Below are 16,167 nucleotides of genomic sequence, written 5' to 3' on the forward strand. Positions count from 1 at the left end.
CCGTGCCGTACTTCTTCACTGCGGTGCCGACCGCTCGACGTGGTGACGCAGTTCCGCCGTGTCGAGCGGGCCCTGGACCTTGAAGGCCCTGGGGAACGCCCGGCGGCGGACCGCAAGGTCGAGACAGACCACGGCGGGGTGCACGTACGCACCCCGGCCGGGCAGCGTACCGCGATCATCCGGAACACACTCGTCCTTGATCACCACGATCCGCAGCAGATCGCTCTTGGCCGCTCGCTCCCGACATCCCACACAGGTTCGTTCAGGGCATACGCGGGCTTGCGTCCGGCCAGACACGATTAAGTCTACCTCCCCGTACCGACCCCACCCGTTTGGGGCAAGAATCGAACAGTTGTTGGCCAAAAACGGTCTCAGTCCTGCGGACCGGCCGGCTCCGTGTCCGGACGGATGTCGATCCGCCAGCCGGTGAGGCGCGCGGCGAGGCGGGCGTTCTGCCCCTCCTTGCCGATCGCCAGCGACAGCTGGTAGTCCGGCACCGTCACCCGGGCGGAACGGGCGGCCAGGTCGACGACCTCGACCTTGGAGACCCGCGCCGGGGAGAGCGCGTTCGCCACCATCTCGGCCGGGTCGTCCGACCAGTCGACGATGTCGATCTTCTCGCCGAGCAGCTCCGCCATCACGTTGCGGACGCGGCTGCCCATCGGGCCGATGCAGGCGCCCTTGGGGTTCAGGCCCGAACGGGTGGAACGGACGGCGATCTTGGTGCGGTGGCCGGCCTCGCGGGCGATGGCCGCGATCTCGACGGAACCGTCGGCGATCTCCGGCACCTCCAGGGCGAAGAGCTTCTTCACCAGATTGGGGTGGGTGCGCGAAAGGGTGACGGACGGACCGCGGACGCCCTTGGCCACCCGGACGACGTACGTCCGCAGGCGCAGACCGTGCGTGTAGTCCTCGCCCGGCACCTGCTCCTGGACCGGGAGGATCGCCTCCAGCTTGTCGTCCAGACGGACCAGGACGTTCTTCGGGTCCTTGCCCTGCTGCACCACACCGGCGACGACATCGCCCTCACGGCGCGCGTACTCGCCGAACGTCACGTCGTTCTCGGCGTCCCGCAGCCGCTGCTGGATGACCTGGCGGGCGGTGCTCGCCGCGATCCGGCCGAAGTCCGACGGGGTGTCGTCGAAGTCCTTGGGCTCCTGCCCCTCCTCCAGCTCGGAGGGGTCTTCCTTCGCCCACACCGTGACGTGACCGGTCTGCCGGTTCAGCTCCACGCGCGCGTGGCGGCGGGCGTCGGGGGTGCGGTGGTAGGCGATGAGGAGGGCCGACTCGATCGCCTCGACCAGCAGGTCGAAGGAGATCTCCTTCTCATGCGCCAAGCCCTTGAGAAGCTTCACGTCGATGTCCACGGCTACGCCTCCTCTTCCTTCTTGTCCTTGCGGTTGAACTCGATCTCGACACGCGCCTTGGCGACGTCGGCGAACACGACCCGGCGGGCGGTGGGCTTGCGCCCCTTCACGCCCGGCACTTCGAGGTCGAGGCCGTCCTCGTCCACGGCGAGGATCCGGGCGACGAGCTCGCCGTCCTCGGCGAGCTGGAACTTGACCAGCCGGCCGGTGGCGCGCACGTAGTGGCGGTGCTCCGTCAGGGGGCGGTCGGCACCGGGGGAGCTGACTTCGAGGACGTACTCGCCCTCGCCCATCGCGTCGGTCTCGTCGAGCTTCTCGGAGATCGCGCGGCTCAGCTCGGCACAGACGTCCAGCTCGACGCCCTCGTCCGAGTCGACGACGATCCGCAGCAGTCCGCGGCGGCCCGCCCGGGACACCTCGATCTCTTCCAGATCCAGGTCCTTCGCGGCGACGAGCGGCTCCACGAGTCCGCGCAGCCTGTCGCTCTGGGTGGTGCTCATCCGGGTGACTCCTCGGCCGCGTGTGCTGTTGTGGGTTCGTCGCGTGTCAGACCAAAGGGTATCCGGTCCCGGAGGGTGTTGCCGTCCACCGCCCCGGGGCCCGCGGGTACGCTCGCCTGCGGTGATCTCGACGATCTTCGACGACGGACGACAGCCGAGGGAGAAGGCGTGACGACGACGGGCAGGCGCGCGCTCCTGGTGGCGGGCGCGGCGGCGGGAGCGGCGGCCCTCGCCGGCTGCGGCTCCCCATCCGACGGCGGCACGCCGCCGAGCGCCGCCGAACAGGAGGCCCGACGGGAGGCCGAACGGGTGGCGCGCGCCGAGGCGGAGCTCCGCCGGCGCGCCGTGACCTCCGCACACGGCCTGCTGGAACGTTACGACGCCACCCTCGCCGCGCACCCCGCCCTCGCGCCCCGCCTGACCCCGCTGCGGCGCTCGGTGGCGGCCCACGCGACGGCCCTCGGCGAAGGCGGCACGACGGCGACCCCCGCGCCGGACTCCGCGAAGGCCTCCGCCGCGCCGTCCGCGGCCTCGTCCACCACTCCGCCCGCCACCGCGACCACACCCGCCGGGCCCGCTCCGGCGCCGGTGCCCGCCGAGCCCCGGGCGGCGCTGAAGGAGCTCGCCGCCGCCGCGCGCGCCGCCGCCGACGAGCACACGACCGCCCTGCTCACCGCCCCGCCCGAGTACGCCCGGCTGCTCGCCTCCGTGGCGGCGGCCGGCGCCGCCCACGCCTACCTGCTGACCGAAGGAGCACGGGCATGACCGCCCTCGACGCGGCCCAGGCCGCCCTGGCCGCCGAACACGCGGCGGTGTACGGGTACGGGGTCGTCGGCGGCCGGATCGGAACGGAACGGCGCCCCGAGGCCACCGCGGCCTACGAGGCCCACCGGGCGCGCCGGGACGCGCTGCGCCGCACCGTCCGCGACCTCGGCGGCACGCCCGTCGCCTCGGAGGCCGCGTACGAGCTGCCCTTCCGGGTCGCGGACCCGGCCGGCGCCGTGCGCCTGGCCGCGATCCTGGAGGACCGGGTGGCCGGCGCCTACTCCGACCTCGTACGCGCCACCGGCGGCCCGCTGCGCCGCGAGGCCGCCGCCGCGCTCCGGGAGACGGCGGTACGGGCCGTCCGCTGGCGCGGCAGCGACGTAACCTTTCCTGGGCTCGCCGAGCGGGTCTGAGCCCCGACCCGACCGAAGGAAACGACGCACGCATGGGTTTCGAACCGCCGCAGCGACTCGCCAGGAGCCTCGGCGAGACGTACGGGGACGCCGCGGCGGCCGAGTGGCTCGCGAAGCTGCCCGCGCTCGCCGACGAAGCGCTCGGCCACACCTCCCTGGACGCCGAACGGGTGATGGCCCCCGGCGGGCGCAGCAGCCTCGTCGCCCTCGTCCGGCGACCCGACGGCTCCCCCGCCGCGCTCAAGATCGCACCCCCGTTCACCCGGCCGGACCTGGAACGGGACGCCCTCGCGCACTGGAACGGCTGGGGCGCGGTCCAGCTCCTCGACGAGGCCGGGCAGGGCGCGCTCGTCCTCGAACGCCTCCACCCCGAGGTCTCGCTGCGCTCCCTCCCCGAGGCGAAGGCGCTCCTCGAAGCCGCCGGGACCGTACGCAAACTGTGGGTCGAGCCCCCGGCCGGGCACGGCTTCGAGACGGTGGCCGAGCGCACGGCCCGCCAGGCCCGGGCCATGGCCCCCTACCTCCAGGGGTCCGACTCCCCCGAGGCCTCGACCGGGGCCGCCGCGACCTCGGCCGAGATCGCCGCGCTGACCGCCGCCGCCCTCGCCGCCCGCGAGGAGCTCGTCGCCGCCCCCGCCGAGTCCCTGCTGCTGCACGGCAACTTCCGCCAGGGCAAAGTGCTCGCCGGCGACCGCGCCCCCTGGCTGGCCGTCGGCCCCGAGCCGCTGGTCGGCGAGCGCGCCTACGACCTCGCCCGGCTCGTACGCGACCGGGTCGAGGACCTCGTCGCCGCCTCCTCCGGCGCCTCGACTGCCCGCAGACGGGTCAACAAACTGGCCGACTCCCTCGACCTCGACCGGGAACGGCTCCACGGCTGGACCCTCTTCCGCGCCGTCGAATCGGGGACGCGGGCACTGACCGCCGGACGGCGGCAGGACGCCGAGCTGCTCCTGGAGTTCGCGAGCTGGCTGTAGGGGAATACCCTTTTTGTACCGTTCGGCTCGATCCCAGGGGGCCGTGATGTTCCAAGAGCTGCTGATGGCGGTGGCCGGCGCGGCCGCGGCGACCGCGGTGTACGCGGCCGCGGCGGCACGGGTGGTCAAGCAGTACGAGCGCGGCGTCGTCTTCCGTTTCGGCCGGCTGCGCGACGGCATCCGCTCCCCCGGCTTCACCATGATCGTCCCGGTCGTCGACCGGCTCCACAAGGTCAACATGCAGATCGTCACGATGCCCGTCCCCGCGCAGGAGGGCATCACCCGCGACAACGTGACCGTCCGCGTCGACGCCGTCGTCTACTTCAAGGTCGTCGACGCCGCCGACGCGCTCATCCGCGTCGAGGACTACAAGTTCGCCGTCTCCCAGATGGCGCAGACCTCGCTCCGCTCCATCATCGGCAAGAGCGACCTCGACGACCTCCTCTCCAACCGCGAGAAGCTCAACCAAGGCCTCGAGCTCATGCTCGACAGCCCCGCCATGGGCTGGGGCGTCGCCATCGACCGCGTCGAGATCAAGGACGTCTCCCTCCCCGAGACCATGAAGCGCTCCATGGCCCGCCAGGCCGAGGCCGACCGCGAGCGGCGCGCCCGCGTCATCAACGCCGACGCCGAACTCCAGGCCTCCAAGAAGCTCGCCGAAGCGGCGGGCGTCATGTCCGCCCAGCCCGCGGCGCTCCAGCTCCGCCTCCTCCAGACCGTCATGGCCGTCTCCGCCGAGAAGAACTCCACCCTCGTCCTCCCCATCCCCGTCGAGCTCCTCCGCTTCCTCGAACGCGCCGCGCCGAGTGCCGCCGCGGCCGACTCCGAGACCGCGGCCGGTTCCGCCGCGCCCGACTCCGGTACCGCGGCCGGTTCCGCCGCGCCCGACTCCGGGACCGTGCCCGGCACCGACGCGGCCGCGTCGGTGCTCAGCGACGCCTACCTCAAGGGGCGCGTCGACGCGCTCGACTCCATCGGCGACCTCACCGGGCCCTCCATCGACCCCACACCGCACGAGCCGGACGCCGCGCCCTGACTGCGGGCGCCTCCGTGCCACGGGCCCTGGCCGCGCGCCGCCGCCCGCGGGGTGTGGGCGACCTCGCCGGGCCTTGGCCGCGGGTTGTGGGCGACCTCGCCGGGCCTTGGCCGCGGCCCACCGCGTTGCAGGCTGCGCCTCTGCCGCCCCGAGGCGTGCGCAGGCTTGCCGTTCCCGGCCGCTGTCGGCTGCGCCCGCTGCCGTGCCCAGGCTGTGCGCTGCGCCAGCCTGCCACCGTGCGGGCCCACACGGCGGCGGGCCGACGGGCTGGGCGCGCGGGCGCAGGCCCACACGGCGGTGGGCGCCACCACGGGAGTGGGGGACGGGCCCCGGGAGTGGGGCCCGTCGGGGGTTAGGCGGTGAGGTGGGTGAGGGCTTCGGCGATGGTGAGTTCCTGGCGGTCGCCGGTGCGGCGGTCCTTGAGCTCGAGGATGCCCTCGGCGGCGCGGCGGCCGGCGACGAGGATCTTGGGGACACCCATGAGCTCGGAGTCGGTGAACTTGACGCCGGGGGAGACGCCGGGGCGGTCGTCGACGAGGACGCGGAGCCCGGCGGCGGCGAGCTTGTCGGAGACCTCGAGGGCGAGCTCGGTCTGGAGGGCCTTGCCGGCGGCGACGACGTGGACGTCGGCGGGGGCGACCTCGGCGGGCCAGCAGAGGCCCTTGTCGTCGGCGGTCTGCTCGGCGAGGGCGGCGACGGCGCGGGAGACGCCGATGCCGTAGGAGCCCATGGTGACGCGGACGGGCTTGCCGTTCTGGCCGAGGACGTCGAGCTTGAGGGCGTCGGCGTACTTGCGGCCGAGCTGGAAGATGTGGCCGATCTCGATGGCGCGGTCCAGCTTGAGGCCGGTGCCGCACTTGGGGCACGGGTCGCCTTCCTGGACGACGACGACGTCGACGTACTCGCCGACCTCGAAGTCGCGGCCCGCGACGACGTTCTTCGCGTGCATGCCCTCCTTGTTGGCGCCGGTGATCCAGGCGGTGCCGGGGGCGACGCGGGGGTCGGCGATGTAGGTGACCTTCTCCAGGCCCTGGGGGCCGACGTAGCCGCGGACCAGGTCGGAGCGGACGGCGAAGTCGGCCTCGGTGACGAGCTCGACGGCGGCCGGGGCGAAGTGCGCCTCGACCTTGTCCATGTCGACCTCGCGGTCGCCGGGGACGCCGACGGCGACGATCTCGCCGTCGACCTTCACCAGGAGGTTCTTCAGGGTGGCGGAGGCCGGCACGCCCAGCGAGGCGGCGAGCGTCTCGATGGTGGGGGTGTCGGGGGTGGGGATCTCCTCGGCGGCGGGGACCGAGGCGGCGTCGACCGTCTTGACCTGCTGGTAGACGGCTTCGGTGTTCGCCGCGAAGTCGCAGTTGGGGCAGTCGGCGAAGGTGTCCTCGCCGGCCTCGGCGGGGGCGAGGAACTCCTCGGACTTCGAGCCGCCCATCGCGCCCGCGGTGGCGGCGCAGATGCGGTAGTCGAGGCCGAGGCGCTCGAAGACGCGCTGGTAGGCCTGGCGGTGCAGGGCGTAGGACTGGGCGAGGCCCTCGTCCTCGGTGTCGAAGGAGTAGGAGTCCTTCATGAGGAACTCGCGGCCGCGGAGGATGCCGGCGCGGGGGCGGGCCTCGTCGCGGAACTTCGTCTGGATCTGGTACAGGATGACCGGCAGGTCCTTGTACGAGGAGCACTGGTCCTTGACCAGGAGGGTGAAGATCTCCTCGTGGGTGGGGCCGAGGAGGTAGTCGCCGCCCTTGCGGTCCTGGAGGCGGAACAGCTCGGCGCCGTACTCGTCCCAGCGGCCGGTCGCCTCGTAGGGCTCGCGGGGCAGGAGGGCGGGGAGGGAGACCTCCTGGGCGCCGATGGCGTCCATCTCCTCGCGGACGATGCGCTCGACGTTGGCGAGGACCTTCTTGCCGAGGGGCAGCCAGCTCCAGATGCCGGCGGCGGTGCGGCGGACGTAGCCCGCGCGGACGAGGAGCTTGTGGCTGAGGACCTCGGCGTCCGCCGGGTCGTCGCGCAGCGTCTTCGCCATCAACTGGGACATGCGCTGGACCGGTGCGTTGGCCATGATTCTCGTACTCCTGCCGGGACTGACGTTGATGGCCCCGAGGTTAGCCGGGCCGCCCCTGGTCGGAGAAATCAGTTCCGGCGCAGCAGCGGCAGCGGCGCGCCCATCACGGCGTACGGGCGGGCGGCGCTCGGGAAGTGCACCTGGCGGGCGAGGTCCCGGTAGCCGAGGGCGCGGTAGAGGCCGCGGGCCGGGGAGTCGATGTCGATCGCGGAGAGGATCGAGCGGGGTTCCGCGGCGCCGTCGGTGATGGTCGTGATCAGTTCCCGGCCCACGCCGCGGCCCTGGAAGTCGGGGTGGACGTGCAGTTCCGTGATGACGAAGGAGTCGTCGAGCCAGTCGGCGGTGCCGGTGGCCCTGAGGTACGCCTCGACGACGGTGGACCACCAGTGGGTGCGGTCGTTGGGCATGCCGTACACGAAGCCGACGAGCCGTCCGTCGGGGGTGGTGGCCCCGTAGGCGCGGGCGCCGGGGCTGAGCAGGTGGCGCAGCACGATGTGGCGGCGTACGGCGACCTCGCCCGCGTCCAGGCCGAAGGCGAGCGCCTGTACGTCGAGGGCTTCGTCCACCCGGGCGGCGAGATTGACCGGCCCGATCACGACCTCTGCGTCATCCATGCGGCGCACCCTACAAGCGGCCGGGGCCTCAGAACAGCACGCTCATGAAGGCGCCCGTCTCACGGAAGCCGACGCGGCGGTACGCGGCCCTCGCGGGGGTGTTGTAGTCGTTGACGTACAGGCTGACGACGGGGGCGACGTCCGCCAGGGCGTACCGGAGCACGGCGGCCATGCCGGTCTCGGAGAGGCCCTTGCCGCGGTGCTCGGGGGCGACCCAGACGCCCTGGATCTGGCAGGCCTGGCGGGTCGCGGCGCCGATCTCGGCCTTGAAGACGACCTTGCCGTCCTCGATGCGGGCGAAGGAGCGGCCCGCCCCGACCAGCTCGGCGACCCGGGCCTGGTAGAGGAGTCCCCCGTCGTTGGCGAGCGGGGAGATGCCGACCTCCTCGGTGAACATGGCCACGCAGGCGGGCATGATCGCCTCCATCTCGTCCTTGCGGACGCGGCGCACGAGCGCGTCGGGGGTGACGGTGGCGGAGGGCTCCTCGGTGACCATCAGCGGCTGGTGGGCCCTGACGTCGCGCGCGGGGCCCCAGCTGGGCTCCAGGAGCCGCCAGAGTTCGGCGGTGGGTTCGGCGGGGCCGACGATCGACGAGCAGCGGCGGCCGATCCTGCGCGCCCGTTCGGCGAAGGCGCGGACGGCCTCGGGGGTGGCGCAGATGGGCACGAGGTTGGCGCCGGAGTAGCAGAGGGAGCGCAGTCTGCCCTCGGTGTACCAGCCCCACATCTCGCCGCCGAGCCGCCAGGGGTCGAGCCCCGCGACCTGGACGCGCGCGGCCACGAAGGCGTTCTCGACGGGGGCGCTCTCCAGGACGGCGAGCGCGGCGCCGAGGTCGGCGGGTTCGAGGACCCGGGTGGTCGTCTGTGTCAACACGAGGGGGCCTCACGGTGCGGTCTGCTGGTCTCCGCACTGTACCCCCGTGCCCTGAGTGAGGGGTCGTCCCGCACGCGCGAAGCCCCTCCGCCCGGTGGGGTGGAGGGGCTTCGCGCGTGCGCCGGAGCGGGCGCCGAGGGCGTCCGGGGCGCGTCGTACGCCGAGGGGGTCCTGGGCGTCGTACGCCGGGGGCGTCCGGGTGTCGGACGCCCAGGGCGTCCGGGGTGTCAGACGCCGATGGCGACGGTCGGCTCGCCGCTGGCGATGCCGTCCTTCTCCATCTGCTCGGCGATCTTGAGCGCCTCTTCGATGAGGGTCTCGACGATCTTCGACTCGGGGACGGTCTTGATGACCTCGCCCTTCACGAAGATCTGGCCCTTGCCGTTGCCGGAGGCGACGCCGAGGTCGGCCTCGCGGGCCTCGCCGGGGCCGTTGACGACGCAGCCCATGACGGCGACGCGCAGCGGGACGGTCATGCCGTCGAGGCCGGCGGTGACCTCCTCGGCGAGCTTGTAGACGTCGACCTGGGCGCGGCCGCAGGACGGGCAGGAGACGATCTCCAGGCGGCGCTGGCGCAGGTTCAGCGACTCCAGGATCTGCATGCCGACCTTGATCTCCTCGGCCGGCGGCGCGGAGAGCGAGACGCGGATGGTGTCGCCGATGCCCTGGGAGAGCAGGGCGCCGAAGGCGACGGCCGACTTGATGGTGCCCTGGAAGGCCGGGCCCGCCTCCGTGACGCCGAGGTGCAGCGGGTAGTCGCACTGGGCGGCGAGCTGGCGGTAGGCCTCGACCATGATGACCGGGTCGTTGTGCTTGACCGAGATCTTGATGTCGCGGAAGCCGTGCTCCTCGAAGAGGGAGGCCTCCCAGAGCGCCGACTCGACGAGCGCCTCGGGGGTGGCCCTGCCGTACTTCTTCAGGAGCCGCGCGTCGAGCGAGCCCGCGTTGACGCCGATGCGGATCGGGGTCCCGGCGTCGGAGGCCGCCTTGGCGATCTCCTTGACCTTGTCGTCGAACTGCTTGATGTTGCCCGGGTTGACGCGGACGGCCGCGCAGCCGGCGTCGATCGCGGCGAAGACGTACTTCGGCTGGAAGTGGATGTCGGCGATGACCGGGATCGACGACTTCCGGGCGATGGTGGCGAGCGCGTCGGCGTCGTCCTGGGTGGGACAGGCGACGCGCACGATCTGGCAGCCGGAGGCGGTGAGCTCGGCGATCTGCTGGAGCGTGGCGCCGATGTCGGACGTGCGGGTCGTGGTCATCGACTGCACGGAGACGGGGGCGTCACCGCCGACGGCCACGCTGCCGACCTGGATCTGACGGCTCTTGCGCCGCTCGGCGAGCCGGGTCGGGACGGTCGGGATACCGAGAGAAATCGCGGTCATCTTTTGTGCAACCTCAAGGTTGTGCGTCGGCGGGCTCAGGTCTCCGAGGTTACCGCCCCGGGGGCGGGGGGCCGGACACCACCGGGTCCGACCCCCGTGAGGGTTACGTCAGCTTCACCGGGTTGACGATGTCGGCGGCGAGGACGAGCAGGGTGAAGCAGACGAAGACGCCGGCCACCACGTAGGCGGCGGGCATCAGCTTGGCCACGTCGAACGGGCCGGGGTCGGGGCGCCGGAAGATCCGGGCCGTGTGGCGGCGTACGGACTCCCACAGGGCGCCCGCGATGTGGCCGCCGTCGAGCGGCAGCAGCGGGAGCATGTTGAACAGGAACAGCGAGACGTTGAACATGACCAGCAGGTTCATGAACATCACGAGGATCGTCGTCGGCGGCGCCTCGACGGTCATCAGCTCGCCGGTGATCCTGGCGGCGCCGAGCACGCCCACCGGGGAGTCCTCGGCGCGCTCGCCGTCGCCGAAGGTGGCGTCCCACAGGCCGGGGATCTTGCCGGGGAGGGCGATGACGGAGTGGACGCCGCTCTCCAGGAGGTCGGTCATCCGCTCGCTGGTCTCGCCGAACGTGAGGGGCGCGACCTCGGACTCCGGCTGGAAGCCGAGGTAGCCGGCCTTGACGTACTGGACGGGCCGGACGACGTTGCCGTCGGCGTCCTTCTTCTCGACCTCGTTGGAGACGAGGGTGGGGTGCAGGTCGATCCGCTGCCCGTCCCGCTCGACGGTGAGCGTGGCGGGGCCGATGGCGGCGTTGCGGATGCTGTCGGAGAGGGCGTCCCAGTCCTTCACCGTCTGCCCGTTCAGGGCGAGGATCTTGTCCCCGTCCTTCAGGCCGGCCGCGAACGCCGGGGACACCGGGTCGCCCGTGCGGCACTCCTTGCGCTCGTCGCTCAGCTTGAGGACGCACTTCTGGACGCCCGCGACCTGGGTCGTCGGGCTCGCGACGCCCAGCGTCATCATCGAGCCGAAGAACAGCGCCGCCGCGAGGACCAGGTTCATGAACGGTCCGGCGAACATCACGATGACGCGCTTCCACGGCTTGCGCGTGTAGAAGAGCCGGGTCTCGTCGCCGGGCTGGAGTTCCTCGTACGAGGCCTCGCGGGCGTCCTCGATCATGGAGCGCCACGGCGAGGTGGAGCGGGCCTCGATCTTGCCGTCCTCGCCGGGCGGGAACATGCCGATCATGCGGATGTAGCCGCCGGCCGGAATGGCCTTGATGCCGTACTCGGTCTCGCCGCGCTTCTTCGACCAGATGGTGGGGCCGAAGCCGACCATGTACTGCGGCACGCGGATGCCGAAGAGCTTGGCCGTGGAGAGGTGCCCGAGCTCGTGCCACGCGATGGAGACGAGGAGCCCGAGGGCGAACAGCACGATGCCCAGGGCGTACAGGAGCATTTCGGTCATGCGCGGGCCTCCGCTGTTGCCTTCGCTGCGAGCTCACGGGCCCGGGCGCGCGCCCAGGTCTCCGCTTCGAGGACGTCCGACACCGTGAGCGAGGTTCCCTTGGCGGGCTGTCCGTGCTCGGTGACGACCGCAGTGACGGTATCCATGATTCCGTTGAACGGCAGCCGCCCGGCGAGAAAAGCCTCCACGCACTCCTCGTTCGCCGCGTTGAAGACGGCGGGGGCCGTACCGCCCAGCGTGCCGACGTGCCGGGCCAGGCCGACGGACGGGAAGGCCTCCGTGTCCAGCGGGAAGAACTCCCAGGTGGAGGCCTTGGTCCAGTCGAAGGCCGGGGCCGCGTCCGGGACCCGCTCCGGCCAGCCGATGCCGATGGCGATGGGGCCGCGCATGTCCGGCGGGGTCGCCTGGGCGAGCGTCGAACCGTCCGAGAACTCGACCATCGAGTGGACGTACGACTGGGGGTGGACGACGACCTCGATGCGGTCGAAGGGGATGTCGTAGAGCAGGTGGGCCTCGATGACCTCCAGGCCCTTGTTCACCAGGGTCGCGCTGTTGACCGTGATCACCGGGCCCATCGCCCAGGTCGGGTGGGCGAGCGCGTCCTCGCGGGTGACGTCGGCCAGCTGCTCCCGCGTACGCCCGCGGAACGGGCCTCCGGAGGCCGTGACGACCAGCTTGCGGACGTCGGCGCGGGTGCCGGCGGCGAGCGCCTGGAAGAGGGCCGCGTGCTCGGAGTCGACCGGGATGATCTGCCCCGGCTTCGCGAGCGCCTTCACCAGCGGGCCGCCGACGATCAGCGACTCCTTGTTGGCGAGGGCGAGCGTACGGCCGGCTTCGAGGGCCGCGAGGGTCGGCGCGAGGCCGATGGAGCCGGTGATGCCGTTGAGCACCGTGTGGCACGGCGAGGCCGCCAGCCGGGTCGCCGCGTCGGGGCCCGCCAGGAGCTCCGGCAGCGGCTCCGTGCCGTACAGCGCCTTCAGCGCGTCCCGCAGCTCCGGCAGCACCTCCTCCCGGGCGACGGCGACCGCCGCGACCTTCAACCGGTGCGCCTGCTCGGCGAGCAGTCCGACCCGGCCGCCGGAAGCGGCCAGGGCGGTGACCCGGAAACGGTCGGGGTTGCGCAGCACCAGGTCGATGGCCTGCGTGCCGATGGACCCGGTCGAGCCGAGGACGACGATGTCCCGGCGTCCTTCGGACGCGTCGAAGGCGATGTGCGGGTCGGCGAGAGGAGAGGGGCGGTCGCTCATGCCCCCCATTCTTGCCGCAAACCCCGTGCGGTCCTCACGGGGTGGTCCTCAAGGGGTGCGGCGTCCGCGGGGCGCCGTCCTCACACCGTACGGACGAAGTCGCCGAAGGCCCGGTGGAAATCGGGGAACGTCTTCTTCACGCACCCCGGGTCGTCGAAGGTGATCCCGGGCGTGCGCAGCGCCGTCACCGCGAACGACATGACGATCCGGTGGTCGCCGTGTGTGGCGATCTCGGCCGGTCCGGCGGGGGCGCCGGGGTCGATCTCGATCCAGTCCGGGCCGGTCCGCACGGTGACGCCGAGGCGGCGGAGGTTCTCCGCGCAGGCGTCGAGCCGGTCGCACTCCTTGACCCGCGTGTTCGCCACGTCCTCGATGCGGACCGTCCCGTCGGCGAACGGCGCGATGGCCGCCAGCGTCGGCATCGTGTCCGAGATGTCCCGCATGTTGACCGTCAGGCCGCGCAGCCCGCCGGTGGACCGGACCGTCGTCGCGGCGTCGGTGGTCTCGACGTCGGCGCCCATGCGGCGCAGCACGTCGACGAACGCCAGGTCGCCCTGGAGGGCGCCGGTGCCGAGCCCCGGCACGGTGACCGACCGGCCCGGTTCGAGGGCCGCGGCGGCGAAGAAGTAGCTGGCGGTGGAGGCGTCGGGCTCGATGCCGTACGTCCGCGCCCGGTAGCCGGTGGGAGCCACCCGGTACGTACGCCCCTCCCGGCCGTCCTCCCGCGTGACCTCCGCACCGAAGCTCCGCATCATCGCCAGCGTGATCTCGACGTACGGCTCCGAGACCAGGTCCGTGACGGTGATGTCGAGGCCCTCCGCGGTGAGCGGGCCCAGCATGAGCAGGGCCGTCAGGTACTGCGAGGACTGCCCCGCGTCGAGGGTCAGCGCCCCGCCCTTCACGCCGTGCGCGTGGACGTCGAGGGGGTGGTGCCCCTCCTTCCCGCCGTGCCGCAGGTCGACGCCGAGCGTGCGCAGGGCCGCCGTCAGCGGAGCCAGGGGCCGTCGCCGCATCTGCGCGGAGGCGTCGAACCGGTAGGTGCCGTGGCCCGCGGCGGCGAGGGTGGGCAGGAAGCGGGCGGTGGTGGCACCGTCGCGGCAGTAGACGTCGGCGGACTCCGCGCCGGGTCCCGCGGGGCGGCCCTCGATGTGCCAGGCGTCGTCCTCGCGGCGGACGGCGTAGCCGAGGGCGGTGAGGCCCTCGGCGAAGCCCTCGGTGTCGTCGGAGACGAGCGGCCTGAGGAGGGTCGTCGTGCCCTCCGCGGCCGCGGCGAGGAACAGCGCGCGGGCGGTGACGGACTTGGATCCGGGGATGTCGATGACGGTCACGCCCCCCATCCTGCCGTCCCGTCCCGCCGGGCGGACCCGCGTTCCGCATCGCGGAACGCCGCGCACCGAGGCGTGGCACCGCGGGCCCTGCCCGATCGAGGCCGCACCCCCACCGGTAGAGGCGGCCCCGTCACGGTGCCGTCGCCCAGGACGACGATCCGGCCGGGACGCGGCGGTCAGGGGATGCGGCGGTGGACGTTCTCCCGGGTCGACGGCCCCGGCGTGGCGTCCGCGATCCAGGGCCCGTCGTCGCCCGGGTCGACGATGCCCTCCTCCAGCCAGGTGTAGCGGCCGGCGAGCACCCCGTCGGCGACCCGGCGGTCGAGGTCGTCGGTGTTGGACCAGAGGTGGGTGAAGAGGTCGTCGACGCGGAGGCGGGCCTGGCGGCAGAAGGCGTCGGCGAGCTGGTGGGCCTCACGGCCGTGGTCGGTGGTGGTGCGGAGGAGTTCGGCGCGGACGCAGGCCGCGCTCATGGCGAAGAGTTCGGCGCCGATGTCGACGATCCGGCCGAGGAAGGCCTGCTTGAGCTCCATGCGGCCCCGCCAGCGGGACATGGCGTAGAAGGTGGAGCGGGCGAGCTTGCGGGAGGTGCGTTCGACGTACCGGAGGTGGGCGGCCAGGTCGCCGAACTCCGCGTACGAGCGCGGGAGTTGCCCCTGGCCGGCCACGAGTCCGGGCAGCCAGCGGGCGTAGAAGCCGCCGGCGCGGGCGCCCGCCCTGGCCTTGTCGGCGAGGGAGGTGTCGGGATCGATGAGGTCGCCGGCGACGGAGAGGTGGGCGTCGACGGCCTCGCGGGCGATCAGCAGGTGCATGATCTCGGTGGAGCCCTCGAAGATCCGGTTGATGCGGAGGTCCCGGAGCAACTGCTCGGCGGGGACGGCGCGTTCGCCGCGGGCGGCGAGGGAGTCGGCGGTCTCGTAGCCGCGGCCGCCGCGGATCTGGACGAGTTCGTCGGCGATCAGCCAGGCCTTCTCGGAGCCGTACAGCTTGGCGAGGGCGGCCTCGATCCGGATGTCGTTGCGGTCCTCGTCGGCCAGTTGGGAGGCGAGGTCGACGACGGCTTCCAGGGCGAACGCGGTGGCGGCGATGAAGGAGATCTTGGTGCCGACGGCCTCGTGGCGGGCCACGGGCTTGCCCCACTGCTCGCGCACCGCCGACCATTCACGGGCGATCCTCAGGCACCACTTGGCGGCGCCCGCACAGGCCGCGGGGAGGGAGAGCCGGCCGGTGTTGAGCGTGGTGAGGGCGATCTTGAGGCCGGCGCCCTCGGGGCCGATGCGGTGGGCCGCCGGGACCCGCACGCCGTGGAAGCGCGTGACGCCGTTCTCCAGGCCGCGCAGTCCCATGAAGGCGTTGCGGTGCTCGACGGTGATGCCGGGGGCGTCCGCCTCGACGACGAAGGCGGTGATGCCGCCGGGGTGGCCCTCGGACACGGGCACGCGGGCCATGACGACGAGCAGGTCGGCGACGACCCCGTTGGTGGTCCACAGCTTGACCCCGTCGAGGACGTACGCGTCTCCGTCGGGCACGGCGGCGGTGGCCAGCCGGGCGGGGTCGGACCCGACGTCCGGCTCGGTGAGCAGGAAGGCGGAGAGGTCCGTACGGGCGAGCCGGGGCAGGAAGGCGTCCTTCTGCTCCTGGGTGCCGAAGAGCTTGAGCGGCTGCGGTACGCCGATCGACTGGTGCGCGGAGAGCAGGGCGCCGACGGCGGGGCTGGCGGAGCCGACGAGGGCGAGCGCGCGGTTGTAGTACAGCTGGGTGAGTCCGAGGCCGCCGTACGCCGGGTCGATCTTCATCCCGAGCGCGCCGATCTCCTTGAGTCCGGCGATCGTCTCGTCGGGGATCCGGGCCTCGCGTTCGATGCGGGCGCCGTCGATCCGGGTCTCGCAGAAGGCCCGCAGGGTCGCGAGGAACGCCTCCCCGCGCCGTACGTCCTCGTCCGCGGGGAGCGGGTGGGGATGGACGAGGTCCAGCCGGAACCGGCCGAGGAAGAGCTCCTTGGCGAAGCTCGGCTTGTGCCAGTCCCGCTCGCGCGCCGCCTCGGCCGTCTGCCGGGCTTCGCGTTCGGTGACCTTGGGCCGCTGGGTGGGTGCGGTCATGGACGCCTCCTGGGGCTTCCTGTCCGTCGTACCCGATAACCGCGGGTTCGGAAAGGCGGCGGGAGCGAGGAGAGACGGGCGGGCGCTCGGAAAGG

15 protein-coding genes are annotated in these 16,167 nt (G+C 72.7%); 4 read left to right on the top strand and 11 right to left on the bottom strand.

The annotated features are described in order from the left end of the window. Window positions 1-15 precede the first annotated feature (15 nt). The 3 genes from ACIQFX_RS28145 to rimP form a co-directional block, all read right to left on the bottom strand. The gene (locus ACIQFX_RS28145; RefSeq protein WP_078905268.1) at window positions 16-297 is read right to left on the bottom strand and encodes a YlxR family protein; all 282 of its coding nucleotides are present in this window, start codon (window positions 295-297) and stop codon (window positions 16-18) included. A gap of 74 nt (window positions 298-371) precedes the next feature. Further along, entirely contained in the window at window positions 372-1,367 is a 996-nt protein-coding gene (gene nusA, locus ACIQFX_RS28150; protein ID WP_367826738.1) for a transcription termination factor NusA, read from the bottom strand. A gap of 2 nt (window positions 1,368-1,369) precedes the next feature. Continuing rightward, a complete protein-coding gene (rimP, locus tag ACIQFX_RS28155) occupies window positions 1,370-1,867 on the bottom strand; it encodes a ribosome maturation factor RimP (RefSeq protein WP_402468882.1) in 498 nt (165 codons plus the stop codon). 168 nt (window positions 1,868-2,035) lie between these two features. On the opposite strand from rimP, the gene ACIQFX_RS28160 reads away from it, so the two are divergent. Genes ACIQFX_RS28160 through ACIQFX_RS28175 form a run of 4 tightly spaced genes read left to right on the top strand, consistent with a single transcriptional unit; the run spans window position 2,036 to window position 5,055 of the window. After that, window positions 2,036-2,632: a hypothetical protein gene (locus tag ACIQFX_RS28160; RefSeq protein WP_402468884.1), complete on the top strand. Its 597-nt coding sequence runs from the start codon at window positions 2,036-2,038 to the stop codon at window positions 2,630-2,632. Then, window positions 2,629-3,045 (top strand): ferritin-like domain-containing protein, encoded by a 417-nt coding sequence (locus ACIQFX_RS28165; protein ID WP_402468886.1) that lies wholly within the window; start codon window positions 2,629-2,631, stop codon window positions 3,043-3,045. The genes ACIQFX_RS28160 and ACIQFX_RS28165 overlap by 4 nt, the downstream gene beginning before the upstream one ends. Before the next feature lie 32 nt (window positions 3,046-3,077). Continuing rightward, window positions 3,078-4,019, top strand: a complete 942-nt coding sequence (locus ACIQFX_RS28170) for an aminoglycoside phosphotransferase family protein (protein ID WP_402468888.1) — start codon at window positions 3,078-3,080, stop codon at window positions 4,017-4,019. Window positions 4,020-4,065: 46 nt separating this feature from the next. After that, window positions 4,066-5,055: a slipin family protein gene (locus ACIQFX_RS28175; protein WP_402468890.1), complete on the top strand. Its 990-nt coding sequence runs from the start codon at window positions 4,066-4,068 to the stop codon at window positions 5,053-5,055. Window positions 5,056-5,407: 352 nt separating this feature from the next. Here the strand turns inward: ACIQFX_RS28175 and ACIQFX_RS28180 are convergent, their stop codons facing one another. The 8 genes from ACIQFX_RS28180 to ACIQFX_RS28215 all read right to left on the bottom strand — a co-directional run bounded on the left by ACIQFX_RS28180 (window position 5,408) and on the right by ACIQFX_RS28215 (window position 16,072). After that, a complete protein-coding gene (locus ACIQFX_RS28180; protein ID WP_402468893.1) occupies window positions 5,408-7,108 on the bottom strand; it encodes a proline--tRNA ligase in 1,701 nt (566 codons plus the stop codon). Window positions 7,109-7,179: 71 nt separating this feature from the next. Further along, a complete protein-coding gene (locus ACIQFX_RS28185) occupies window positions 7,180-7,725 on the bottom strand; it encodes a GNAT family N-acetyltransferase (RefSeq protein WP_402468896.1) in 546 nt (181 codons plus the stop codon). A gap of 28 nt (window positions 7,726-7,753) precedes the next feature. Next, entirely contained in the window at window positions 7,754-8,599 is an 846-nt protein-coding gene (locus ACIQFX_RS28190) for a GNAT family N-acetyltransferase (RefSeq protein ID WP_402468899.1), read from the bottom strand. A 227-nt stretch (window positions 8,600-8,826) separates the two neighbouring features. Then, window positions 8,827-9,984 (bottom strand): flavodoxin-dependent (E)-4-hydroxy-3-methylbut-2-enyl-diphosphate synthase, encoded by a 1,158-nt coding sequence (ispG, locus tag ACIQFX_RS28195; protein WP_402468901.1) that lies wholly within the window; start codon window positions 9,982-9,984, stop codon window positions 8,827-8,829. A gap of 103 nt (window positions 9,985-10,087) precedes the next feature. Next, window positions 10,088-11,398: a M50 family metallopeptidase gene (locus ACIQFX_RS28200; protein ID WP_402468903.1), complete on the bottom strand. Its 1,311-nt coding sequence runs from the start codon at window positions 11,396-11,398 to the stop codon at window positions 10,088-10,090. Next, on the bottom strand, window positions 11,395-12,645 hold the full coding sequence (dxr, locus tag ACIQFX_RS28205) for a 1-deoxy-D-xylulose-5-phosphate reductoisomerase (RefSeq protein ID WP_402468905.1): 1,251 nt from the start codon (window positions 12,643-12,645) through the stop codon (window positions 11,395-11,397). The genes ACIQFX_RS28200 and dxr overlap by 4 nt, the downstream gene beginning before the upstream one ends. 80 nt (window positions 12,646-12,725) lie before the next feature. Beyond that, entirely contained in the window at window positions 12,726-13,973 is a 1,248-nt protein-coding gene (gene aroA / locus ACIQFX_RS28210; RefSeq protein WP_402468908.1) for a 3-phosphoshikimate 1-carboxyvinyltransferase, read from the bottom strand. 176 nt (window positions 13,974-14,149) lie between these two features. Then, window positions 14,150-16,072, bottom strand: coding sequence for an acyl-CoA dehydrogenase family protein (locus ACIQFX_RS28215; RefSeq protein WP_402468910.1), 1,923 nt, complete (start codon window positions 16,070-16,072; stop codon window positions 14,150-14,152). Between the last annotated feature and the right edge of the window lie 95 nt (window positions 16,073-16,167).

This window comes from Streptomyces sp. NPDC093089 (assembly GCF_044754405.1).
Classification (GTDB): Bacteria; Actinomycetota; Actinomycetes; order Streptomycetales; family Streptomycetaceae; genus Streptomyces.

What these genes read in the sequence shown, in the direction of transcription:
- rimP (WP_402468882.1), bottom strand. Translation starts at nt 1,867, where the DNA reads ATGAGCACCACCCAGAGCGACAGGCTGCGCGGACTCGTGGAGCCGCTC.
- ACIQFX_RS28165 (WP_402468886.1), top strand. Translation starts at nt 2,629, where the DNA reads ATGACCGCCCTCGACGCGGCCCAGGCCGCCCTGGCCGCCGAACACGCG.
- ACIQFX_RS28170 (WP_402468888.1), top strand. Translation starts at nt 3,078, where the DNA reads ATGGGTTTCGAACCGCCGCAGCGACTCGCCAGGAGCCTCGGCGAGACG.
- ACIQFX_RS28175 (WP_402468890.1), top strand. Translation starts at nt 4,066, where the DNA reads ATGTTCCAAGAGCTGCTGATGGCGGTGGCCGGCGCGGCCGCGGCGACC.
- ACIQFX_RS28180 (WP_402468893.1), bottom strand. Translation starts at nt 7,108, where the DNA reads ATGGCCAACGCACCGGTCCAGCGCATGTCCCAGTTGATGGCGAAGACG.
- ACIQFX_RS28185 (WP_402468896.1), bottom strand. Translation starts at nt 7,725, where the DNA reads ATGGATGACGCAGAGGTCGTGATCGGGCCGGTCAATCTCGCCGCCCGG.
- ispG (WP_402468901.1), bottom strand. Translation starts at nt 9,984, where the DNA reads ATGACCGCGATTTCTCTCGGTATCCCGACCGTCCCGACCCGGCTCGCC.
- ACIQFX_RS28200 (WP_402468903.1), bottom strand. Translation starts at nt 11,398, where the DNA reads ATGACCGAAATGCTCCTGTACGCCCTGGGCATCGTGCTGTTCGCCCTC.
- dxr (WP_402468905.1), bottom strand. Translation starts at nt 12,645, where the DNA reads ATGAGCGACCGCCCCTCTCCTCTCGCCGACCCGCACATCGCCTTCGAC.
- ACIQFX_RS28215 (WP_402468910.1), bottom strand. Translation starts at nt 16,072, where the DNA reads ATGACCGCACCCACCCAGCGGCCCAAGGTCACCGAACGCGAAGCCCGG.